Genomic DNA, 23,072 nt, shown 5'->3' on the forward strand with positions numbered 1-23,072 from the left:
CACGTTACTTTTTCGTGGCCATTTCCAGCGCGATCGGCAGCGCCTGCTTAAGCGTCACCATGTCCCGTTCCGGCCCGCAGGAGATGCGGATGCAACGGTCGAGCGGGGCCACGCCGGGCATCCGGATGAAAACGCCGCGCTCGGCCAGCGATGTCAGCACGCGCCGGGCGAAATCCCCGTCGCGCCCGCACTCCAGCGTGACGAAGTTCGTCGCCGTGGGCAGCGGCTGTAGCCCGTTCGCGCGCCCGATTGCGGAAATGCGCTCGACGCTGTGCGCGATCATCTCGCGCACCTCGTCCAGGTAGTCGGTATCGGCGAGAGCGGCGAGCGCGCCGGTCTGGGCGATGCGCGACACGCCGAAATGATTGCGCACCTTGCCGAAGGCCCCGATCAGCGATTTCGGCCCCACGGCGTATCCGATCCGCGCACCCGCCATCCCGTAGGCCTTGGAGAAGGTCCGGAAGCGGATGACGTTCGGATGCTCCGGCGCCCAGGCGGGCGCGCTTCGGGCCGCGCTGCACTCGGCATAGGCCTCGTCCAGCACCAGCACGCAGGTCTCGGGAATGCGGTCGATGAAGGCGGCGATGGAGTCCGCGTCGTGCCACGAGCCCATGGGATTGTCGGGGTTCGACAGGTAGATCAGCTTGGCGTCCATCTCCACGGCCTTGTCCAGCAGCGCGTCCAGGTCCTCGGCATCGTCGCGGTAGGTGACCTTGTGCAGCACCCCGCCGAAGCCCGCCACGTGGTAGTTGAACGTCGGATAGGCGCCGTCCGAGGTCACCACCGCGTCGCCCCGGTCCACCAGCAGCCGTACGGTCGAGCCCAGCAGCCCGTCGATCCCGGCGCCGACCACGATGTGATCCGCGCCGATGCCGTGATGCTGGGCCAGCGACTGGCGCAGCTCGTGGTTCTCGGGGTCGGGATACATCCACGCGTCCTGCGCCGCGCGGGCCATGGCCTCGACCGCCCTGGGGCTGGGGCCGAAGGGCGACTCGTTCGCGCCCAACCGGGCGCGGAACGCCGCCTTGGCCGCGCGCTCCTGCGCTTCGGGCCCGACGAAGGGCACGGTGTCGGGCAGCGCGGCCGCCAGCGACGTCAGGCGCGGGTCGCTCACAGCTCGGCCAGCCGCGCAGCGGCGGTTTCCAGCCGCTGCTTCTCGTCTGTCTTCTCGGCCAGCAGGGCCTTGGTCTCGGCCACGACCTCGTCGGGCGCGCTGTCGAGGAACTTGGGGTTCTTCAACCGGCCGTTCAGCCCGCCCAGGTCCTTCTCCAGCTTGCCCAGTGTCTTGGCCAGGCGCGCCTTCTCCGCCTCGACATCCACGATGCCGGCCAGGGGCAGGGCAAACGTGCCGCCCTTGACCGCGATGGTCAGGGCACCCTTGGGCAGCTCGGACGCCTCGGTCAGCGTCTCGATCCGCGCGAGGCGCTGGATGATCTCGGCATTGGCGGCCCAGGCCGCGCGGCCCGCGTCGTCCAGCTCGATCTGCAGGAGCTCAACTTTCAGGCCGGCAGGCACGTTCAGCTCGCCCCGGACGGACCGGATCGCCTCGATCAGCGCGATGACCCAGCTGATTTCCGCGTCGGCGGCCGGATCGACAAGGTCGCTCGCGCCCTCGGTGGGCCACTCGCTGATCGCCAGCATCCGTTCGCCGGCCCACAGTTCCTCGGTGATGAAGGGCATCATCGGGTGCAGCAGCGCCAGGCACCGGTCCAGAACGAAGGCCAGCGTGGCGCGCGTCTCGGCCACCAGCGCGGCATCGTCGCTGGAGAAAAGCGGCTTCGACAGTTCGAGATACCAGTCGCAGACCACGTTCCACACGAACTTGTAGATCGCGTCCGCCGCCTCGTTGAACTTGAACCCGGCCAGCGCCGCGTCCACCGCGTCACGCGCGCGGCCCGTCTCGCCCAGGATCCAGGCGTTGACCGCGTGCGACGTCTCGGGCCGCGCGCCGCCCTGCATCTCGAGCGCGCCGTTCATCTCGGCGAAGCGGAACGCGTTCCACAGCTTGGTCGAGAAGTTGCGATAGCCCTCGATCCGCTTCTCGTCCAACCGGATCGTGCCGGTCATCGTCGCCATGGCGGCGTTGTTGAAGCGGTAAGCGTCGGCGCCGTATTTCTCGACCAGGTCAAGCGGATCGACGACGTTGCCGATGCTTTTCGACATCTTCTGCCCCTTGGCGTCGCGGACGAGGCCATGGAGGTAGACGGTGTCGAACGGCTTTTGGTCGACCACCGCGTATTGCATCATCATCATCCGCGCGACCCAGAAGAACAGGATGTCGCTGCCGGTGATCAGCACGCTGGTCGGGAAATACCGCTCCATGAAGCTCTGGTCGTCGTCGCCCCAGCCCAGCGTCCCGATCGGCCACAGGCCCGAGCTGAACCAGGTGTCCAGCACGTCGGGGTCACGCCAGACCGGGTAGACCAGCTGTGTGGGATCCTGCGAGACGGCATAGTCGGCAAGGCTTTTCGCCATCACGTGCAGCGCGTTGTCGCGGCTTTCGACCTCGACCACGCGGGCGTGGTTCAGCGGCGTGGGCAGATCGTCCAGCAGGTCGCCGAAGCGGGACTTCACCGTGTCGAAATCGGCGGCGCAGTGGGGCTTCAGCTCGCCGTTCGACAGGCTGTCGGACGATAGGATGCGGCCCAGTTCGACCTCGTCCAGCGCGCCGTCGCCCTCGTCGTCGCGGAACCCGTTCGCGTGCAGGTCGAAGCCGTACCAGACGGGGATCCGGTGGCCCCACCACAGCTGGCGCGAGATGCACCACGGCTCGATATTCTCAAGCCAGTGAAAGTAAGTCTTTTCACCGCTTTCCGGGATGATCTTGACCTCGCCCGAGCGCACGGCGTCCAGCGCGGGACCGACGATCTTGTCGGTGTCCACGAACCACTGGTCGGTCAGCATGGGCTCGATCACGACCTTCGAGCGGTCGCCGAAGGGCTGCATGATCGGCTTCGACTCGACCAGCGGGGTCAGCTGGTCCAGCCGCCGCTCGCCGCCTTCTTCCGGGGCCAGCGCCTTCGCCGGCTCGCCCAGGCGCGGATCGGTGGGCGGCACCATGACGGCCAGCCCTTCCTCGGTGATCTGCTCGACCACCGCGTTGCGCGCTTCGAACCGGTCCAGCCCGCGCAGGTCGTCGGGCACCAGGTTCACGCTGTCGGCCTCGGCCTCGCCCAGGGTCCGCTCGTCCTTGGCCACGGCCATGGCGATGGCGGCGGCCTCGGCATAGGGGGCGCCGTCGTCACGCATGGCGCCCTTCATGTCCATGAGGCGATACATGGGAATGCCGCCGCGCCGCGCGACCTCGTAGTCGTTGAAGTCATGCGCGCCGGTGATCTTCACCGCGCCCGAGCCGAAATCCGGGTCGGGATACTCGTCGGTGATGATCGGGATCAGGCGGCGATGCTCTTTCGGGCCGACCGGGATTTCGCAGAGTTTCCCGACGATTGGCGCATACCGCTCATCCGACGGATGAACCGCGACAGCGCCGTCGCCCAGCATGGTCTCGGGCCGGGTCGTGGCGATCGAGATGTAATCGCGCTCTTCCTCGAACAGGACGTTCCCATCCTCGTCCTTCTCGACATAGGTATAGGTCGCGCCCCCGGCCAGCGGGTACTTGAAGTGCCACATGTGGCCCGGCACTTCCTTGTTTTCGACCTCCAGGTCGCTGATCGCGGTCTCGAAATGCGGATCCCAGTTCACCAGCCGCTTGCCGCGATAGATGAAGCCCTTCTCGTACATGTCGACGAAGACGCGGATGACGGCATCGTGGAAGTTCGGGCCGTCCTCGGGGCTGGGGTCGCCCGGCGCGCCCTGCATGGTGAAGGCCTCGCGCGTCCAGTCCATGGAACAGCCCAGCCGCTTGTCCTGTTCGACGATCTTGCCGCCGGACGTGGCCTTCCATTCCCAGACCTTGGCGACGAAATCCTCGCGGCTCAGGTCCGTGCGCTTGATGCCCTGCTCGGACAGCTGGCGTTCGACCACCAGCTGTGTCGCGATGCCCGCGTGGTCCAGCCCCGGCTGCCAAAGCACGTCATCGCCCTTCATCCGGTGCCAGCGCGTCAGAATATCCATCAGCGTGTGGTTGAACCCGTGGCCCGCGTGAAGGAAGCCGGTCACGTTCGGCGGCGGCAGCAGGATCGAGAAGGCCGACGCGCCCGGTTTCGCCCCGGCGCCCGCCACGAAGCAGCCGGCCTTTTCCCAGGCGTCGTAGAGGGCGGGCTCGCGCGCGGCGGCGTCGAACGATTTTTCCATGGGCATCGGCGGTATTCCTTCGCAAAACTTGAGGCAGGGGATAGCCAAAAGCCCGGCCAAGGGGAAGGGCGCGCAAGGGCCGCATGCGGGGTGCTGGAAAATCCCGCGCGGGCGGGTAGTCTGCCGGTAAATCAGCGAGGAGCAGTGATGCAGAGTTTCGGGAAAAGCCAGTCGGTGACGCGCCGCGAGGACCAGCGCCTTTTGACGGGGCACGGGCGCTACGTGGATGACATCGCACCCGAGGGCGCGCTGTTCGCCGCGTTCGTCCGCTCGCCCGTGGGCCACGCCGAGCTGCGCGGCATCGACACGGACGAGGCCCGCGGCCTGCCGGGTGTGGTCGACATCCTGACGGCCGATGATTGCGCCGCGATGGGGCTGACGCTGGGCATGCAATTCACCTGCGTGCCCACGCAGGACGGCGGCAAGGGCACCGCGCCCGAGCGTCCCTTCCTCGCGCGCGGTCGCGTGCGCTTCGTGGGCGAGCCGGTGGCGATGGTGCTGGCCGAGACCGAGCTGCAGGCCCGCGACGCCGCCGTGGCCGTGATGCTCGACCTCGAAGATCTGCCGGCTCATATGGACCTGTCTACCGGCGGCGAGGCGCTGCATGACGTGGCGCCCGACAATCTCGCCTTCGACTATGGAAAGGGCGACGAGGCGGGCGTCGCGCGGGCCGTGCGCGATGCGGCCCACGTGGTGCGCCTGAGGGTCGAGGACAACCGCATCATGGTGTCCTCCATGGAGGGGCGCGGTTGCTGGGCGGAATGGGCCGACGACCGGCTGCATGTCTGTTTTTCGGGCCAGGGAGTGTGGGGGCTGAAAGGCGAGCTCGCCGCCAATTTCGGTCTGAACCCGGAACAGGTGCGCACCAGCAACCCCGACGTGGGTGGCGGCTTCGGGATGAAGGGCTTCAACTACCCCGAATATTTCGCCGTCGCCGCGGGGGCGATGAAGGCCGGCCGCCCTGTGCGCTGGATGTCGGATCGGACCGAGGCGATGCTGTCCGACAATGGCGGTCGCGACCTGGTGCACGACGCCATGCTGGCCTTTGACGAGGATCTGAAGATCACCGCTTACAGCGTGGAAAATACTTGCAATATAGGCGCCTACAACTCGAACTTCGCGCAGATGATCCAGACCGAGCTTTTCAGCCGCGTGCTCATGGGCACCTACGACGTGCAGACCACCTGGCTGCGCACGCGCGGGATCTATACCAACACCGCACCCGTGGACGCCTATCGCGGCGCGGGACGGCCCGAGGCGATCTTCACGCTCGAGCGGGTCATGTCACGCGCCGCGCGCGAGCTGGGGGTCGATCCGCACGAGCTGCGGCGGCGCAACTTCATCAAGCCGGACCAGTTTCCCTATGTCTCGGCCACGGGCGAGACCTATGACGTGGGCGATTTCGCCGCCACCATGGCCAAGGGCGAGGATATCGGCGACATGGCAGGCTTCGCCGAGCGCCGCGCGGCGTCCGAAGCCGCGGGCAAGCTGCGCGGTATCGGCAGCTGCTACTATATCGAGTCGATCCTGGGCGATCCGACCGAGCACGTGAAGATCGCCTTCCACGAGGATGGCACCGCTTCGATTTTTGTCGGCACCCAGTCGAACGGTCAGGGACACGAGACGGTCTTTCCGCAGTTCCTGTCGGACCACACGGGCATTCCGGTGGACAAGATCCACTTCGTTCAGGGCGACTCGGACGCCATTCCCAAGGGCGGCGGCACCGGCGGGTCCCGCTCCGTCACCGTGCAGAACAACGCCACCTACGGCACGGCCAAGCGCATGATCTCGGAATTCTCGGCCTTCCTGGCGGACGAAATGGGCGTCGGGACGGATGACGTCAGATTCGATGACGAGCGCTTCCGCGTGACGGGCAGCAATGACGCCCCCACCATGCTGGACCTGGCGGCGCTGGCGCGAGAGCGCGGGCGCGAGGATCTGCTGACCTTCACCGGCTCGGAGAAGCTGCCGGGCCGATCCTATCCCAACGGCCTGCACCTGACCGAGGTCGAGATCGACCCCGAGACCGGCGACACCCGCGTCGTGAAATACAGCGTCTGCGACGATTTCGGAAACCTTATCAACCCGATGCTGGCCGAAGGTCAGGTTCATGGCGGCGTCGTGCAGGGGATCGGGCAGGCGATCCAGGAACGCGTGGTCTACGACGAGGACGGCCAGCTTCTGACCGCCAGCTTCATGGATTACGGCGTGCCGCGCGCGACGGATGTGCCGATGATGGCGTTCTCGACCAACCCGGTGCCCTCCACCGCCAACCCGCTTGGCATGAAGGGCTGCGGCGAGGCGGGAACGGTCGGAGCGCTGGCCGCCGTGGCGAACGCGGTCGAGGACGCGCTGTGGGACCTCGGCGTGCGGCAGGTGGACCTTCCTTTCACGCCGGCCCGGGTCTGGACACTGCTGAACGACGCCCAAGATGCCGTCGCCGCCGAATGAGGACAGGCGCCCCCGGATCAATACCGGGGGCCTGGCCCGGCAGCTGCTGTCGTGGCTTGGACGCGGGCGCCATCTGGAACAGACGGCGCCCACCGCGCGGCGCGGCCCCGTCACCCATGTGGTCATCCTCGACGGGACCATGTCCTCGCTCGAGCCGGAACGCGAGACCAATGCCGGGCTGACCTGGAAGCTGCTGCGCGAGCTGTCGCCGGCGGCCGACCTGTCGGTGCGGTACGAGCCGGGCATCCAGTTCACGTCTTGGCGGCAGGTGCGCGACGTGGCCGAGGGGCGCGGGCTCAACCGCCAGATCCGCCGGTCCTACGGGTGGCTGGCCTCGCGGTATCGGCCCGGCGACCGGATCTTCCTGTTCGGCTATTCCCGCGGCGCCTACGCCGTCCGCTCGCTCGCCGGGGTGATCGACCGGATCGGGCTGCTGCGTCCCGACGCCGCGACCGAGCGCAACGTGCACATGGCCTACCGACACTACCGCACGATCCCCGACAGCCACGGGGCCCGCGAATTCGCGCGGCTGTTCTGCCACGCCGCCGTCGAGGTGCAGATGATCGGGGCCTGGGACACGGTGAAGGCGCTGGGTCTGCGACTGCCCGTGGTCTGGCGCTGGTCGTCTATGGCGCACCGGTTCCACAACCACGCGCTGGGGCCGACGACCCGCTCGGGCTTTCACGCGCTCGCGCTGAACGAGACGCGCGAGGCCTACCGCCCGGTCATGTGGCGGCTGGACGGCGCCTGGGACGGCGACTGCGAGCAGGTCTGGTTCCCCGGCACCCACGGCGACGTGGGCGGGCAACTGGACGGCGTGCGCGCGGCGCGGCCTCTGGCAAATATCTCGCTGGTCTGGATGCTGCAGAAGGCGGAAGCGCAGGGCCTGCGCCTTCCCGAGGGATGGCGCGCCCGCTTCGGCACCGATCCGCAGGCGCCGTCCATCGGGCTGAACCGTGGCTGGGGCCGGATCTTCGTGGCACGCACCCCGCGCGTCGTCGGGGCTGACCGGTCCGAGCGGCTTCATCCCTCGGTCCTCGCGCGCGGTGCCGTGGGCCCCGATGCCGAAGGCTTGCCGGTGGCCGAGGATGCGGCCGTCAGACGACCGGCAGCGCCATGATCAGGCAGGTGGTCGACCCGGTGGCGTAGACCCGCCCGTCCTTCGCGCCCCGGATCTCGCCATTGGCGACCCCGGTCGACCGGCCCGCATGCACCACGGTTCCGGTGGCCACGATCTCGGTATCCGCGGGCAGGGCGCGGGTGATATTCACCTTGTATTCCAACGTCGTATAGGTCGACCCGCAAGGCACCTTGGTCATCACCGCGCAGGCCATGGCCGAATCCAGCAGCGTGCCGTACCAGCCGCCATGGACCCCGCCCATCGGGTTCAAGGTCTGGAAATGCGGCGTGCCGGTGAACCGCACCAGCCCGTCCTCGACATGATCGAGTGCGAAGCCCATGGCGTCGCCGATGGGCGGACCGGCCCGCTCGCCGCTCAGGATCGCCTGCATGAATTCCAGGCCCGACTGCCGCCGCAGATCTTCGATATCGGCAAGGTCTGCGGCGCTGGCGGCGGTTTTCATCGGCTCGGGTCCTTCGGGCTGTGGTGCGCCCGGACCCTTGCCCAGATTCGCGACAATGGAAAGCCGGTCAGGCGACCTTCTCCAGTTGCCGCTCGGGGGCGAGACCCAGCGCATGGACCACGTCGCGGGTCAGCTGCGGCTTGTTCAGCGTGTAGAAGTGCAGGTGCTCGACACCGTCGTCGAGCAAGGCCGAGCACATCTCGGTCGCCAGCGCCGTCGACAGCAGCTCTTCGCGGCCGTCGCGCTTGGCGGTCTCGAACGCGTCGTCCAGCCAGGTGGGGATCGGCGTGCCGCAGGCGGTGGCGAACTTGCGCACGCCGGCCCAGTTCTCGATCGGCAGGATGCCGGGGATGATCGGCGCGTCGATGCCGGCCGCGACACAGCGGTCGCGGAACCGGAAGAACGTGTCGGCCTCGAAGAAGAACTGGGTGATCGCCGCATCCGCGCCCGCGTCGATCTTGCGCTTCAGCCAGTCCACGTCGGCGGTGTCGGTTGCCGCCTCGGGGTGGCGGTCGGGATAGGCGCCCACGCGCAGGGTGAAATCACCGGTCGCGGCCAGCGCCTCGATCAGCTCGACCGAGTTGGCGAAGCCCTCGGGGTGGGGCTGGAACGGCTTGCCGCCCGGCATGTCGCCGCGCAGGGCCACCAGGTCGGTCACGCCCGCCGCCGCATAGCTCCGCGCGATCTCTAGCGTCTCTTCCTTGCTGGCGTTCACGCAGGTCAGGTGAGCCGCCACGCGCAGGCCGGTGGTCTTGCCGATGGTGGTCACCGCCTCGTGGGTCAGCGCGCGGGTGGTGCCGCCGGCGCCGTAGGTGACCGACACGAATTCGGGGGCCAGCGGGGCCAGCGTGTGGATCGTGTCCCACAGGCGAAACGACGCTTCGAGCGACTTGGGCGGGAAGAATTCGAACGAGATCGAGGGGGCGGTCATGACGGTGTCCTTGCAGGTTTGGACCCTTGTCTCACGGCGCGGCGCATGAGACAAACTCATAACTTTCAACATCAACATGAGGCGAAGGCGCGGATGCACATCGAATTCCGCCATTTGCGCACGATCAAGGCCATCCACGACGAGGGCGGGCTGGCGCGTGCGGCCGACCGGCTGAACATCACCCAAAGCGCGCTGAGCCACCAGGTCAAGGGCCTGGAGGAACAGGCCGGGGTCGAGCTTTTCGTCCGCCGGTCGAAACCGCTGAAGCTGTCGGCGGCGGGCCAGCGCCTGCTGCGCGCGGCCGAGCGGATCCTGCCCGAGGTCGCCGCGCTCGAGGCCGAGTTCGCGGGCCTGCAATCGGGCAAGTCGGGCCGGCTGCATATCGCCATCGAATGCCACGCCTGCTTTGAATGGCTGTTCCCGGTGCTCGAGAAATTCCGCCACGCCTGGCCCGACGTGGATGTCGACATCCGCCCGGGCCTCGCCTTCGGTGCGCTGCCCGCGCTCATGCGCGAAGAGGTCGACCTAGTGGTGTCATCGGACCCCGAGGACCTGGCTGACGTGGATTTCACGCCGCTTTTCGACTACGAGCCCGTTTTCGTCGCCGCCTCGCGCCACCCGCTGGCGCAGAAGCCCTTCATCGAAGCCGAGGATTTCCGCGACCAGACGCTCATCACCTACCCGGTGGACCGCGCGCGGCTGGACGTGTTCAGCCAGCTTCTGACGCCCGCCAAGGTCGAACCGGCGGCGATCCGGCAGGTCGAGCTGACGGCGGTGATTCTGCTGCTGGTGGCCTCCATGCGCGGGGTGGCCGTGCTGCCCGACTGGGTGGTGCGCGACGTGCGGCTGCAATCCGACTACGTGACGCGGCCCCTGACCAAGGGCGGCCTGACCCGCCGTCTCTATGCCGCGACACGCTCGGCCGAGACCACGGCGCCCTTCATGGCCCACCTGCTGAGGCTGGCCAAGACCGAGCCGGTCAAGCTGCAACGCCAGTTCCACGGGGGCGACGCCGCGCCGGGCTGATCGCCGCGCGCGCTGCATCACCGGTCCCGGAATACTTCGAAACTGCCACCTGCCCATCGCGGGCCGCCTGCCACTTGGCATCCCGCGCGCGCTGGCGTATGCGGGCCCACCATTCCACGACCGACAGACCGACCGAAAGGTGACCGCCATGCAGGGCAGCGCGAATCTGAACATCATGATGAAGGCCGCCCGCAAGGCCGCGCGGGGGCTGGTGAAGGATTTCCGCGAGGTCGAGAACCTGCAGGTGTCCAGCAAGGGAGCGGGCGACTTCGTCAGCCGCGCGGACATCGCCGCCGAGACGGCGCTGCGCGACGCGCTCCTGGGCGAGCGGCCGAACTACGGCTGGCTGGGCGAGGAAACGGACGAGATCGCCGGCAAGGACCCCACCCGCCGCTGGATCGTCGATCCGCTTGATGGGACGACCAACTACCTCCACGGCCTGCCGCACTGGGCGATTTCCATCGCGCTTGAGCACAAGGGCGAGATCGTGGCCGGCGTGATCTACGACGCCGCCAAGGACGAGATGTTCACGGCCGAGAAGGGCGGGGGAGCGTTCCTCAACGACACGCGCCTGCGGGTGTCGGACCGTCACCGCATGATCGAATCAATCTTCGCCACCGGCCTCCCGTTCGGCGGCCGTCCGCAGCTGCCGGCCATCCTCAAGGACCTGGGCCGCGTTCTGCCGGCCAGCGCGGGCGTGCGCCGGATGGGCGCCGCGGCGCTCGACCTCGCCTACGTGGCCGCCGGCCGCTACGACGGCTACTGGGAGCGGGGGATCAAGCCCTGGGACGTGGCCGCGGGCTTGCTGATCGTGCGCGAGGCGGGCGGTTTCGTGGCGCCCATCGGCGAGGCCGGGTCGATCTTCGACAGCGAAACCATCGTCGCCGCCAACGGGGCGATCTTCGAGACCTTCGCCAAGGTCATCCGCGATAGCTGACCGGCGGGTCGGAAGCTCCAACCCACGAAAGACCTAGCGGCGGCGGTCGACCTTCGGGATCGACGTGCGACGCATGCGGTACTGCGCCTCGGGGTGGGGCGGCGTGCCGTGGGTGGTGCGCCAGAACGCGGGACCGCCCAGCCGCCGCCACAGCGGAAAGGTCAGGGCTAGCCCCGCGACGAAACCCCCCGCATGCGCCCAGTAGGCCACGCCGCCGACGCCCGCGGGCGTGGCCGCGCCCGATCCGATCTGTAGCGCGAACCACAGCCCCAGCACGACCCAGGCCGGGATCGCGAAGATCCGGAAGAAGATCAGCAGGATCACCAGGATATCGATGCGCGCGCGCGGGAACAGAAGCAGGTAGCCGCCCATGACCCCCGCGATGGCGCCGGACGCGCCCACCATGGGGATGGTCGAGCCCGGCTCGCTCAGGCTTTGCGCCAGCGCCGCCGCCACCCCGCAGGCCAGGTAGAAGCCGAGAAAGGGGAAATGCCCCATCTCGTCCTCCAGGTTGTCGCCGTAGAGCCAGAGAAACCACATGTTGCCGGCCAGGTGCAGAAGGCCGCCATGCAGGAACTGCGACGTGACGAAGGTCACCGGGTCCGATACCGCCGGGATCACGGCGAACCGGACCAGAAAGTCCTGCGCCGCAGCCTCGTTCGACAGGGCGGGCAGGGTGGTGAAGAAGGCCACCACGTTCACCGCGATCAGCGTGAGCGTGACCCATGGAACGGTCTGCGACGGGTTGTGGTCTCGGATCGGAAACATGGAGGTCAGCTAGGCCCCGGCGCCGGGCCGGTCAAGCAAGCCCGCGCCCGAGATCGACCTGTTCGAGCGCCTGTCCGAAGGCGTGGACCGGCCGGCGTCTCTCTTCGGCAAAGCCGCGCCGATGATAGAGCGTCAGCGCAGCGGCGTGCCGGGTGAAGGTCGAGACGACCACGCGCTCAAGGTCCATGGCCCGCGCGTGGTCCAGTGCACGGTCGAGCATCCGGCCCCCGAGGCCGCTGCCCCGCAGCGCCGGGTCGAGATAGAACAGCCGCAGCCTGCCTGCCGCGTCGTGATGATCATCGGGCGCCAGGAACAGCGACCCGCGCGGGACGCCACCGGCTTCGGCGATTTGGAAGAGGCTGCGGGGATCGTGGGCGCGAACGTGCAGCGAGGCGATGGCGCTGTCCACGGCGGCGGCAAAGCTGGCGTCGAAGCCTTCGACCCGCTGGTAATGGTCCAGATGGACCGCGCGTAACCAATCCCCGTCCCCCGGGCCGAAGGGCCTGAGGGACGGGGCAGGATCATCGCTCACTCGGCGGCCATCTTGTGCGGGTCGTCGGCGGCCACCTGCGCCAGCAGCGCGGCGTTGCCGCCCGACGCCGTGGTGTCGATGCACAGGTGGCGTTCATGCATGACGTCCGGCACCGTGATCGAGCCGGTGACAAGCCGCAGAAGCGGGCCGTCGCGACGGGCAAGCTGCGCGGCAAGCTTGCGCGCCGTGTCCTCGTCGCCCCACCAGATCGCGCTGCCGAAGGCGTCGGCCTTCTCAAGGTCCGGCACATCGGTCATCGGCTTGGCGATCCCGCCCAGCGCGTTCACCGCGGCCACCTGCGCCCGGCGCTGTTCGTCGCTGGGACCGAGACACAGAACCGGTGCCCGCGGCTCCAGCGTCAGGCGGTTCGATTCGCCGGTGGGCCCGGGCATCTCCATCATGAGCTCGGGGACGTCTGGCGTCTTCGCCTCGGCGAAGCGCGGCAGGTAGAACGGGCCGCCCGCCTTGGGGCCGGTGCCCGACAAGCCCTCGCCGCCGAAGGGCTGCGAGCCCACGATTGCGCCGATCTGGTTGCGGTTCACGTACATGTTGCCGGCCTCGATCCGGTCGGTCACGTGCTGGACGCGGTCGTCGATGCGGGTGTGCAACCCGAAGGTCAGGCCGTAGCCGGTGCTGTTGATGGCATCGATGACCTTGTCGATGTTCTTGGACTTGAACGTCGCCACGTGAAGCACCGGGCCGAAGACCTCGCGCTCCATGTCCTCGATGCCGTTCACGCGGATCAGCGTGGGCGACAGGAAATGGCCCTTGTCTGGCGACGCGGTCTGGTGGATCAGCCGCCCTTCCTTGCGGGCCTTCTCGACGTAGTCCGAGATCTGGTCATACGCCGCCTGGTCGATCAACGGACCGCTGTCGGCCTTGATCTGCCACGGGTCGTCCAGGCGGAACACGTCCATGGCGCCCTTCAGCATGGCCAGGAATTCCTTGGACACGTCCTCTTGCACGTAGAGGCAGCGCAGCGCCGAGCAGCGTTGGCCCGCCGACTGGAACGACGATTGCAGGATGTCGCGGATCGCCTGCTCGGGCAGGGCGGTGCTGTCCACGATCATCGCGTTCAGGCCGCCGGTTTCCGCGATCAGCGGGGCGCCGGGGTCGCAGTGCTCGGCCATGGCCTGCTTGATCTTGCGGGCCGTCGCGGTCGAGCCGGTGAAGGCCACGCCCTTGATCCGCGCGTCCGACGTCACCGCGGCACCCACGTCGCCGCCGCCGGGCAGCAGTTGCAGCGCGGTGCGCGGCACGCCCGCCTCATGCATCAGCGTGGTGGCGAAGTGGGCGATGACCGGCGTCTGTTCGGCCGGCTTTGCCAGCACCGCGTTGCCGGCCGCAAGACCCGCCGCGACCTGGCCGGTGAAGATGGCCATGGGGAAGTTCCAGGGCGAGATGCAGGTGAAGGTGCCCAGCGCCGGCGCGTCCAGATACTCGATCTGGGCGGCATAGTATCGCAGGAAATCCACCGCCTCGCGCAGCTCGGCCACCGCGTCCATCTGGGTCTTGCCGGCCTCGCGGGCGAGGATCGCGAAGACCTGGCCGAAGTTCTCCTCGTAGAGATCGGCGGCGCGGTTCAGAATCTCGGCCCGCTCGGCCGGGCTGGCGTCCCACGGCTTGGCCTTGGACAGCGCGGTTTCCACGTCCTCAGGGCTGGCCGTCTGCACGCGCGCCACCAGGCTGTCGGGATCGGCCGGGTTGAACCGCTCCATGGGCTCTCCGCCCGACACGTCACCCGCCAGCAGCGGGGCGACTTCGAAGATCGTTTCGCGATAGGGGGCGCGCGCCGCGTCGATCTCTTCCAGGTGCGACGTGCAGGCCAGGTCCCAGCCCTTGGAATTGCGCCGCTCGGGCAGGAAGATGTCGGTGCCGGGCGTCACCGGCGGGGTGTAGCCCAGGGCCTCGAACGGGTCGGCGGCGACCTCCTCGGGCGGGACCGACACGTCGACGATCTGGTTCACGAAGCTCGAGTTGGCGCCGTTCTCCAGCAGGCGCCGCACAAGGTAGGCCAGCAGGTCGCGATGGGCGCCCACGGGGGCGTAGATGCGGCAGCGGACGTCTTCCATCTTCATGGTGATGTCGTAGAGCGCCTCGCCCATGCCGTGCAGGCGCTGGAACTCGTACTCGTCCTTGCGCACGCCCATCTGGCTGGCCATCTGCAGGACGGCCGCCACGGTATTGGCGTTGTGAGTGGCGAATTGCGGATAGATGTGGTCGCGCAGCTGCAGCAGCTTGCGCGAATTGGCGATGTAGCTCACGTCGGTGGCGGGCTTGCGGGTGAACACCGGGAAGCGTTCCATCCCCTGCACCTGCGCCAGCTTCACCTCGGTGTCCCAGTAGGCACCCTTCACCAGCCGCACCATGATCTTGCGGTCCAGCGCCTTGGCCTGGTCGGCGATCCAGTCGATGGCATAGGACGCGCGCGGGCCATAGGCCTGCACGACCACGCCGAAGCCGTCCCAGCCCTTGAGCCGGCGGTCCTTCAGCACACGCCCGATCACCTCGAGCGACAGGGTCAGGCGGTTGGCCTCCTCGGCGTCGATGTTGAAGCCGATGCCCAGCCGCGCGGCCTTGGCGGCCAGGTCGGCCACCAGCGGCGTCAGCTCGTCCAGGATCTCGTCGTGCTGCGCCATTTCATAGCGCGGGTGCAGTGCCGACAGCTTGACCGAGATACCGGGGTTCTTGGCGATGCTGTCGTATTTCGCCTGGCGCGAGATCGATTCGATCGCGTTGTCGTAGCTTTTGTAATAGCGGCGCGCGTCTTCCATGGTGCGCGCGGCCTCGCCCAGCATGTCGTAGCTGTAGGTATAGCCCTTTTCCTGCTGGGCCTTGGCGCGCTCCATCGCCTTGTCCATGGTCTGGCCCAGGACGAACTGCTGGCCCATCACGCGCATGGCCTGGCCGGTGGCGGTGCGGATCACCGGCTCGCCCAGACGCTTCATCGCGCCCTTCAGCGCCTTCACCGGCGAGGGCCGCTTCTTGTCCAGCACGCGGCCCGTCAGCATCAGCGCCCAGGTCGAGGCGTTGACCAGCGGCGAGGACGAGTGGCCCATGTGGGTGCCCCAGTCGCCCGGCGCGATCTTGTCCTCGATCAGCGCGTCGATGGTGGGCGCGTCGGGCACCCGCAGCAGCGCCTCGGCCAGGCACATGAGCGCGATGCCCTCGTCGGTGCTGAGCCCGTATTCGGCGAGGAAGACTTCCATCATGCCCGGTTCCGCATCGTTGCGGATGCGGCGGACGAGATCCGTGGCCCGTGCGTGGATCTGCTTGCGATCCTCCTCCGACAGGTCGGCCATGGCGATGAGCTTCTTCAGCTCGGTATCGGCATCCGGGTAGGGATCGATCGGCAGGATCGCGGGCGGCAGAACGGTATCTCGCGGCATATCTCTCTCCTAGGCTTTTGATCAAAGTAGGTTAATGTGGTCGGGATGACGGCCCGCAATCGCCCGGTCTTGCGGGCACATCGCCTTTGTTTCCAGCCTAGGGCACCACGAATGAAAGACAACGGCCTGGATCAGTTCGACTTGGCGATGCTCGATGTGCTGGGCGTCGAGGGTCGGATCAGCGTGACCGAGCTCGCCAGCCGCGTCGGGCTGTCGAAAAGCCCGGTCCAGGCCCGGCTCAAACGGCTGGAACAAAGCGGTGTCATCACCGGCTATCGCGCGCTGATCGATCCCGTGCGGCTGGACCGCGAACACGTGGCCTTCGTCGAGGTCAAGCTGACCGAAACCCGCGAGTCGGCGCTGGCGGCCTTCAACGAGGCTGTGCGCCTGATCCCCGAGGTCGAGCAGTGCCACCTGATCGCCGGCGATTTCGACTACCTGCTCAAGGTCCGCACCGCGGACATGGTGACCTATCGCGCGGTGCTGGGGGCGCATATCTCGACGCTGCCCTTTGTCGCCCACACGTCGACCTACGTGGCGATGCAGTCGATCAAGGACAGCGACGGCACGCCGGCCAAGCCGCCGGAGTGACCCGCGACCTCGCGTCGCTTGACAGCTGCGGCCTGCGACGGCCCAATCGGGGGATGCTCAAGCACGTTGCCCTGCTGGTCTGCCTTGCCGGTCCCGCCCTTGCGCAGGAATGCCCGCCGGCGCCCGATCGTTCGGGCGAGCTTGCGTTCCTGTTTAACCGCGCCAACGCGGCACGCAGCCCGATCGAGGCACGGCCAATCGCCGACGCCATGTGGTCGATCTGGGCCGACGCGCCCGACGACAGGGCGCAGGCGCTGCTGGACGATGGCCGCGAATTGATCGGCGAGGGCGAGCTGGACGACGCGACCGAGGTGCTGGACGACCTGGTGGCGTACTGCCCGGACTACGCCGAGGGCTACAACCAGCGGGCCTTCGCGGCTTATCTTCAGGGGGAATTCGCGGCCGCGCTGGTCGATCTGAACGCCGCGCTGGAACGCCAGCCGCTGCACGTGGCCGCGCTCAGCGGCAAGGCGCTGACGCTGATCGGTCTCGGCCGCGGGGTCGAGGGGCAGCGCGTGTTGCGCCAGGCACTGAAGCTGAACCCGTGGCTGTCGGAACGCGCGCTGCTGCGCGAAATGCCCGAGGACACGTTCTAGACCGGTCCGGATGTTCGCGGGGGATCCGCGCGCGGCGATGGTAGGCCCGGCAGGACTTGAACCCGCAACCAAAGCGTTATGAGCGCTCTGCTCTAACCAATTGAGCTACAGGCCCGCAGCGAGTTGATTAGAAGGCGGCGCGAGGCCCGTCAAGATTGCGTGACGGGGTCGAGCACGCGAGATTCTCGTCCCGACAATCCGCCCCGCGTTGCGCGGCGCGTCGATTGACGCTATCGCGGCGCCAAACGTGAACTCCCCCGAAAGGCGCGCGGCATGAGCGAGGACAAGACCGGACTGACCTACGCCGAGGCGGGCGTGGATATCGACGCCGGAAACGCGCTGGTCGATCGGATCAAGCCCGCTGCCGCCGCAACCAAGCGGCCCGGCACCATGGCGGGGCTGGGCGGGTTCGGCGCGCTGTTCGACCCGCGCGCGGCCGGCTATTCCGACCCGGTGCTGGTTGCAGCGACAGACGGCGTGGGCACCAAGCTGCGACTGGCCATCGACACAGGCCACCTGTCCGGCGTGGGCATCGACCTGGTGGCCATGTGCGTGAACGACCTGGTCTGCCAGGGGGCCGAACCTTTGTTCTTCCTCGACTATTTCGCCACGGGCAAGCTGGACACCGAAAGCGCCGCTCGGGTGATCGAGGGCATCGCCGAAGGGTGCCGGCGGTCCAAAACCGCGCTGATCGGCGGCGAGACGGCCGAGATGCCCGGTATGTACGCCGGCGGCGATTTCGACCTCGCCGGCTTCGCCGTCGGCGCGATGGAGCGGGGCAGCGACCTGCCGGCCGGCATCGCGGCGGGCGACGTGGTGCTGGGCCTTGCCTCGGACGGGGTTCATTCCAACGGCTTTTCGCTGGTGCGTCGCGTGGCCGAACATGCGGGCCTCGGCTGGGACGACCCGGCGCCGTGGGAGGATGGCTCTTCCCTGGGCCACGCGTTGCTAACGCCCACGCGGCTCTACGTGACCTCGGTGCTGGCGGCGATCCGCGCGGGCGGCGTGCGCGGGCTCGCCCATATCACCGGCGGTGGCCTGACTGAGAACCTGCCGCGCATCCTGCCCGAGGGCCTTGGCGCGCGGATCGACCTGTCGGCCATGCCCCTGCCGCCGGTCTTCGCCTGGATGCGCGACGCGGGCGGCATCGCGGATGCCGAGATGCTGAAGACCTTCAACTGCGGCATCGGCATGGTCGTGGTCGCCGCGCCCGACCGGGCCGAGGACCTGGCGCGCCTGCTGATCGACGCGGGCGAGCGGGTCGTGCCGCTCGGAACGGTCGAGCCGGGGCAGGGCGTGTCCTACGAGGGCGCCCTGTCTTGAGCCTGCGGGTCGCGATCCTGCTGTCGGGCTCCGGCTCCAACATGGCCGCCCTGGCCGACAGCATGACCGGCCTGCATCCGGCGCGGCCCTGTCTCGTGCTTTCGAATGTCCCCGGCGCAGGCGGGCTTGAGCGCGCGGCCGAGCGGGACATTCCCACCGCGACGGTCGATCACCGCCCGTTCAAGGGCGACCGCGCGGCGTTCGAAGCCGCGCTGCAGGACCGGCTGGTCGAGGCCGCGCCGGACCTGGTGTGCCTCGCCGGGTTTATTCGCATCCTGACCGCGCCTTTCATCGCCAGCTGGGAAGGGCGGATGCTGAATATCCACCCGTCGCTGCTGCCGAAATATCGCGGGCTCGATACCCACGCCCGCGCCCTGGCCGCCGGCGATATCGAGGCGGGCTGCACCGTGCACGAGGTGACGGCGGAACTGGACGACGGGCCGATCCTGGGGCAGGCGCGGGTGCCGATTCGGCCCGGCGACACGCCCGACAGCCTGGCCGCGCGGGTGCTGAAGGCCGAGCACGAGCTCTACCCCTCGGTGCTGCGCCGGGTGGCCGAAGGCGAGCGGTCGCCACTGCTGCTGGGCTGAGGCTTTTCTTCCGCCCGTTTCCCGATTATCACGCCCGAACGCGGGGGATAGCGAGCGAAAAGGAAACCGACGACCCGATGATCACCATCACGACGACCGAAGAGCTGAACGCCTTCTGCACCCGCGCCAGCACCCATCCCTATGTCACGGTCGATACCGAGTTCCTGCGCGAGCGGACCTATTATTCCAAGCTGTGCCTGATCCAGCTGGCCGTGCCCGGCAAGGACGAAGCCGACGCTGTCCTGGTCGACCCGCTGGCCAAGGGCCTGTCGCTCGAGCCGCTTTACGAGCTGTTCCGCGACCCCGGCGTGGTCAAGGTGTTCCACGCCGCGCGCCAGGATCTCGAGATCTTCTGCATCGACGGCGACGTGATCCCCGCGCCGCTGTTCGACACGCAGGTGGCCGCCATGGTCTGCGGCTTCGGCGAGCAGGTGGGCTACGAGACGCTGGTGCGCAAGATTGCCAAGTCGAGCATCGACAAGTCGTCGCGCTTCACCGACTGGTCGCGCCGCCCGCTGACCGACCAGCAGAAAGCCTATGCGCTGGCCGACGTGACGCATCTGCGCGTCATCTACGAACACCTGGCGGGCGAACTGGCGCGCACCGGCCGCACCGCCTGGGTCGAGGAAGAGCTGTCGATTCTCAGCGACCCCGAGACCTATCGCGTCCGGCCGGAAGACGCGTGGAAGCGCGTGAAGACCCGCACCCAGACCGGCAAGTTCATGGCCATCCTGCGCGAGCTTGCCGCCTTCCGCGAGGAATACGCGCAGACCAACAACGTGCCGCGCAACCGGGTCTTCAAGGACGACGCCATGGTCGAGCTGGCCTCGACCAAGCCGCAGAGCGAGAAGGACCTGTCGCGCGCCCGTCTTCTGTTGCGCGAGGCGCGCAAGGGCGAAATCGCCGATGGCATCCTGGCCGCCGTGAAACGGGGCATGGCCATCGAGCCAGCGGATTACCCTCAGCTCGACCGGTCGCGCGAGAAATTGCAGGTGAACCCGGCGCTGGCCGACCTGCTGCGCGTCCTGCTGAAGGCCAAGGCCGAGACCGCGGGCGTGGCGCAGAAGCTGATCGCGACCTCGTCGGACCTGGATCTGATCGCCGCGGGCGACCGCGACGTGCAGGCGCTGTCGGGCTGGCGCGCGAAGGTGTTCGGCCGTGACGCCCTGCGCATGGTCGACGGGCGCCTGGGCCTGAAGGCGCAGGGCAGCGACGTGGTGGTGTTCGAGCTCTAGCGGCGGACGGCGCGGGCGTTGCGCGCGCCGGATACCCGGATCTCGCGGATGCCGCCCAGCTGCCGGTTGGTCAGGTACTCGGCCACCGTGACCTCGCGCGAGCGTTCGGTGCTGACGCGTGTCGCGGTGGGCGGTGGCGCGGCCCGGAATTCGTAGGCCAGTACGCCCGGCTCGGTGCCCGGGACACGCAGCAGCGCGCCCTCGTAGAAGCCCTGCCGGTCGGCCACGCCCGTTGCGCGCACCACGGCGCCGCCGGGGTTCTGCGTGACCTCGAGCGTGGCGATCTGGTCGATCAATGGCCGGGGGTCGGCGGCGGGCGCATCGGACAGGGTCACCGTTGCCGGCGCGGACCGCGAAAACCAGTTGAACGGGTTCAACCGCGAGTCGGCCACCCGACCGCATCCCGCAAGAAGGCCGATCACCATCACACCCGTCACGACTGTCCGCATTTTCGTTCCCCGCTGGTCGCCCACGCCACGACTAGCCCAGCCCGCCCGGTTTGAAAAGCGCGCCCGCGCTTGCAAGGCCGGAACCAACCGCCTAGGTCCATGGCAGACGCTAGAAAACGGGACGATACCATGGCCCAAGCCGAATTCGACGAGATTGCCGAAACCTTTGAGTTTCTCGACGACTGGGAAGACCGCTATCGCCACGTGATCGAGCTGGGCCGCGATCTGCCGCCGCTTGACGACAGCCTGAAGGGCCCGGCCAGCAAGGTCGACGGCTGCGCCAGCCAGGTGTGGCTTGTGCCCAAGCTGGAGGGCGACCGCTTCGATTTCGACGGCGACAGCGACGCGATGATCGTGAAGGGGCTGATCGCCATCCTGCACGCGCTTTATGCCGGGCGCCCGGTGGCCGAGGTGCCGCAGGTCGACGCGCTGGCGGCCATGTCGCGGCTGGGCCTGGATGAACACCTGTCGTCGCAGCGGTCGAACGGCCTGCGCGCCATGATCGACCGGATCCGGCTGGTGACCGCGAACGCGGCGGCGTGAGGTCGCTGTCGCGCGGCCGCACGGGCGGCCCCACCTCCACCGATCCCGACCCGTCCGCGGGCGGGTTCAGCATCATCGCCCGCGTGGCGCCCTATCTCTGGCCGGATGGCGAGCCGTGGGTGAAGCGCCGCGTGATCATCGCGGTCGCCGCGCTGGTGCTGGCCAAGCTCATCGCCGTGGCGACGCCGTTTTTCTACAAGACCGCCGTCGACGCGCTGGCGGGCGAGGGCACGCAGCCCGCGTGGCTGCTGGGCGCGGGCGCCATCGGTCTGACCGTCGCCTATGGCGTGGCACGGGCGATGAACACCGGCATGCAACAGCTGCGCGACGTGGTCTTCGCCGCCGTGGGCCAACGCGCGCTGCGGGCGCTGGCGCTCGAGACCTTCACCCATATCCACCGCCTGTCGCTGCGCTATCACATCCAGCGCAAGACGGGCGGGCTGTCCCGGATCATCGAGCGGGGCGTGCGCGGGGTCGAGTTCCTGCTGCGGTTCCTGCTGTTCTCCATCGGCCCGCTGGCGCTGGAGCTGCTGCTGATCGCCGGCGTGCTCGCCTGGCTTTTCGACATCTGGTACCTGGTGGTCGTCGCCGCGACCATCGCGGCCTATGTCTGGTTCACCTTCACCATCACCGAATGGCGCGTGAAGATTCGGCGCGAGATGAACGAGCAGGACAACGACGCCACCCAGAAGGCGATCGACAGCCTGCTGAATTTCGAAACGGTGAAGTATTTCGGGGCCGAAACGCGCGAGGCCGCGCGCTATGACGGCGCCATGGCCAAATACGTCGCCGCCGCGCTGAAGACCTCGTACACGCTGGCCGCGCTGAACCTGGGACAGGCGGTCATCATCACCACGGGCCTTGTCGTCGTCATGGTCATGGCGGCCATGGGGGTGCAGTCGGGGCAGCTGACCGTGGGCGATTTCGTGATGGTCAACGCCTACATGATCCAGGTCACCATGCCGCTGAACTTCCTCGGCACGGTGTATCGCGAAATCCGGCAGGCGCTTGTGGACATGGGCCAGATGTTCGGCCTGCTGGATCAACCGCCCGAGGTGCAGGACCAGTCGGGGTCAGGTCCGCTCGCGGTCTCCGACGGTGCGGTCGAGTTGCACGACGTCCACTTCGGCTACGAGAGCGACCGGGTGATCCTCGACGGCATTTCGCTGACGGTTCCGGGTGGCAGCACCACGGCCATCGTCGGCCCCTCGGGGTCGGGGAAGTCCACCATAGGACGGCTGCTGTTCCGGTTCTACGATGTGACCCAGGGCGCGATCCGCATCGACGGTCAGGACCTGCGCGACGTGACGCAGGACAGCCTGCACGCGCAGATCGGCGTGGTGCCGCAGGACACGGTGCTGTTCAACGACTCAATCCTCTACAACATCGCCTACGGCCGCCCCGACGCCACCCGCGACGAGATCGAGCAGGCGGCCCGCGCGGCCCGCATCCACGATTTCATCGCGGGTCTGCCGCAGGGCTATGACACGCAGGTGGGCGAGCGGGGCCTGAAACTGTCGGGCGGCGAGAAGCAGCGCGTGGGCATCGCGCGCACGCTCTTGAAGAACCCGCCGATCCTGCTGCTGGACGAGGCGACCAGCGCGCTGGATTCCGAGACCGAGGCCTCGATCCAGTCCGAGCTGCGTTTGCTGGGGCAAGGGCGCACCACGCTGGTGATCGCCCACCGCCTGTCGACCATCGCCGACGCGGACGAGATCGTGGTGCTGGAGCAGGGGCGCATCGTCGAACGCGGGACCCACGACGCGCTGTTGGCGCGCGGCGGGCGATATGCCGCGCTGTGGCAACGTCAGCAATCCGAAGACGCGGCCTGAGGGACGCCGGCGGCGGCGGCGCGCGACCGGGACCGTGCCCGA

The 23,072-nt window shown here is 68.3% G+C and carries 19 protein-coding genes and 1 tRNA gene; 11 read left to right on the forward strand and 9 right to left on the reverse strand.

Annotated features, from left to right (window positions below):
- Positions 1-4: 4 nt before the first annotated feature.
- Both BMX96_RS02335 and BMX96_RS02340 read right to left on the reverse strand, forming a co-directional pair.
- The gene (locus BMX96_RS02335) at positions 5-1,114 is read right to left on the reverse strand and encodes a pyridoxal phosphate-dependent aminotransferase (protein WP_091843874.1); all 1,110 of its coding nucleotides are present in this window, start codon (positions 1,112-1,114) and stop codon (positions 5-7) included.
- Complete coding sequence (locus tag BMX96_RS02340) at positions 1,111-4,260, reverse strand: valine--tRNA ligase (protein ID WP_091843876.1); 3,150 nt, start codon at positions 4,258-4,260, stop codon at positions 1,111-1,113. The genes BMX96_RS02335 and BMX96_RS02340 overlap by 4 nt, the downstream gene beginning before the upstream one ends.
- Before the next feature lie 141 nt (positions 4,261-4,401).
- Here BMX96_RS02340 and BMX96_RS02345 point away from each other — a divergent pair, with 141 nt between their 5' ends.
- Together BMX96_RS02345 and BMX96_RS02350 are read left to right on the forward strand one after the other, a co-directional pair.
- Positions 4,402-6,705: a xanthine dehydrogenase family protein molybdopterin-binding subunit gene (locus BMX96_RS02345; RefSeq protein WP_091843879.1), complete on the forward strand. Its 2,304-nt coding sequence runs from the start codon at positions 4,402-4,404 to the stop codon at positions 6,703-6,705.
- A complete protein-coding gene (locus BMX96_RS02350; RefSeq protein WP_091843881.1) occupies positions 6,686-7,825 on the forward strand; it encodes a DUF2235 domain-containing protein in 1,140 nt (379 codons plus the stop codon). The genes BMX96_RS02345 and BMX96_RS02350 overlap by 20 nt, the downstream gene beginning before the upstream one ends.
- Here the strand turns inward: BMX96_RS02350 and BMX96_RS02355 are convergent.
- Positions 7,803-8,288, reverse strand: a complete 486-nt coding sequence (locus tag BMX96_RS02355; protein ID WP_091843883.1) for a PaaI family thioesterase — start codon at positions 8,286-8,288, stop codon at positions 7,803-7,805. The two genes, BMX96_RS02350 and BMX96_RS02355, sit on opposite strands and share 23 nt — an antisense overlap.
- 67 nt (positions 8,289-8,355) lie before the next feature.
- Entirely contained in the window at positions 8,356-9,219 is an 864-nt protein-coding gene (gene metF / locus BMX96_RS02360) for a methylenetetrahydrofolate reductase [NAD(P)H] (protein WP_091843885.1), read from the reverse strand.
- Between the two features lie 93 nt (positions 9,220-9,312).
- Here metF and BMX96_RS02365 point away from each other — a divergent pair, with 93 nt between their 5' ends.
- Positions 9,313-10,245 carry a LysR family transcriptional regulator gene (locus BMX96_RS02365; RefSeq protein WP_091843887.1) on the forward strand — a complete coding sequence of 311 codons (933 nt, stop codon included), beginning with the start codon at positions 9,313-9,315 and terminating at the stop codon, positions 10,243-10,245.
- A gap of 148 nt (positions 10,246-10,393) precedes the next feature.
- Entirely contained in the window at positions 10,394-11,182 is a 789-nt protein-coding gene (locus tag BMX96_RS02370) for an inositol monophosphatase family protein (RefSeq protein ID WP_073126264.1), read from the forward strand.
- Positions 11,183-11,215: 33 nt separating this feature from the next.
- Here BMX96_RS02370 and BMX96_RS02375 read toward each other — a convergent pair whose 3' ends face one another.
- From BMX96_RS02375 to putA, 3 genes are read right to left on the reverse strand one after another with little or no spacing between them, the layout of a single operon-like run.
- The gene (locus BMX96_RS02375; RefSeq protein WP_091843889.1) at positions 11,216-11,950 is read right to left on the reverse strand and encodes a rhomboid family intramembrane serine protease; all 735 of its coding nucleotides are present in this window, start codon (positions 11,948-11,950) and stop codon (positions 11,216-11,218) included.
- Positions 11,951-11,981: 31 nt separating this feature from the next.
- Positions 11,982-12,482 carry a GNAT family N-acetyltransferase gene (locus BMX96_RS02380; RefSeq protein WP_175481635.1) on the reverse strand — a complete coding sequence of 167 codons (501 nt, stop codon included), beginning with the start codon at positions 12,480-12,482 and terminating at the stop codon, positions 11,982-11,984.
- Positions 12,479-15,871: a bifunctional proline dehydrogenase/L-glutamate gamma-semialdehyde dehydrogenase PutA gene (gene putA, locus BMX96_RS02385; protein ID WP_091843893.1), complete on the reverse strand. Its 3,393-nt coding sequence runs from the start codon at positions 15,869-15,871 to the stop codon at positions 12,479-12,481. The genes BMX96_RS02380 and putA overlap by 4 nt, the downstream gene beginning before the upstream one ends.
- Positions 15,872-15,982: 111 nt before the next feature.
- On the opposite strand from putA, the gene BMX96_RS02390 reads away from it, so the two are divergent.
- Both BMX96_RS02390 and BMX96_RS02395 read left to right on the forward strand, forming a co-directional pair.
- A complete protein-coding gene (locus BMX96_RS02390; protein WP_091843895.1) occupies positions 15,983-16,462 on the forward strand; it encodes an Lrp/AsnC family transcriptional regulator in 480 nt (159 codons plus the stop codon).
- Positions 16,463-16,515: 53 nt separating this feature from the next.
- Entirely contained in the window at positions 16,516-17,058 is a 543-nt protein-coding gene (locus BMX96_RS02395; RefSeq protein ID WP_091844382.1) for a tetratricopeptide repeat protein, read from the forward strand.
- A 38-nt stretch (positions 17,059-17,096) separates the two neighbouring features.
- On the opposite strand, the gene BMX96_RS02400 is transcribed toward BMX96_RS02395, so the two are convergent.
- Positions 17,097-17,173: transfer RNA gene (locus BMX96_RS02400), tRNA-Ile, on the reverse strand.
- A gap of 158 nt (positions 17,174-17,331) precedes the next feature.
- Between BMX96_RS02400 and purM the strand changes: the two genes are divergently transcribed.
- The 3 genes from purM to rnd all read left to right on the forward strand — a co-directional run bounded on the left by purM (position 17,332) and on the right by rnd (position 20,206).
- Complete coding sequence (gene purM, locus BMX96_RS02405) at positions 17,332-18,381, forward strand: phosphoribosylformylglycinamidine cyclo-ligase (protein ID WP_091843897.1); 1,050 nt, start codon at positions 17,332-17,334, stop codon at positions 18,379-18,381.
- The gene (gene purN / locus BMX96_RS02410; RefSeq protein ID WP_091843900.1) at positions 18,378-18,971 is read left to right on the forward strand and encodes a phosphoribosylglycinamide formyltransferase; all 594 of its coding nucleotides are present in this window, start codon (positions 18,378-18,380) and stop codon (positions 18,969-18,971) included. The genes purM and purN overlap by 4 nt, the downstream gene beginning before the upstream one ends.
- Positions 18,972-19,048: 77 nt before the next feature.
- Positions 19,049-20,206 carry a ribonuclease D gene (gene rnd, locus BMX96_RS02415; protein WP_091843902.1) on the forward strand — a complete coding sequence of 386 codons (1,158 nt, stop codon included), beginning with the start codon at positions 19,049-19,051 and terminating at the stop codon, positions 20,204-20,206.
- On the opposite strand, the gene BMX96_RS02420 is transcribed toward rnd, so the two are convergent.
- Positions 20,203-20,655 carry a hypothetical protein gene (locus tag BMX96_RS02420; protein ID WP_236736929.1) on the reverse strand — a complete coding sequence of 151 codons (453 nt, stop codon included), beginning with the start codon at positions 20,653-20,655 and terminating at the stop codon, positions 20,203-20,205. The two genes, rnd and BMX96_RS02420, sit on opposite strands and share 4 nt — an antisense overlap.
- A gap of 129 nt (positions 20,656-20,784) precedes the next feature.
- Here BMX96_RS02420 and BMX96_RS02425 point away from each other — a divergent pair, with 129 nt between their 5' ends.
- Together BMX96_RS02425 and BMX96_RS02430 are read left to right on the forward strand one after the other, a co-directional pair.
- A complete protein-coding gene (locus tag BMX96_RS02425) occupies positions 20,785-21,198 on the forward strand; it encodes a SufE family protein (protein ID WP_073126242.1) in 414 nt (137 codons plus the stop codon).
- Between the two features lie 71 nt (positions 21,199-21,269).
- Entirely contained in the window at positions 21,270-23,030 is a 1,761-nt protein-coding gene (locus BMX96_RS02430; RefSeq protein ID WP_407944650.1) for an ABCB family ABC transporter ATP-binding protein/permease, read from the forward strand.
- The last annotated feature ends 42 nt before the right edge of the window (positions 23,031-23,072 follow it).

Source organism: Palleronia pelagia, assembly GCF_900110115.1.
Taxonomy (GTDB): Bacteria; Pseudomonadota; Alphaproteobacteria; order Rhodobacterales; family Rhodobacteraceae; genus Palleronia; species Palleronia pelagia.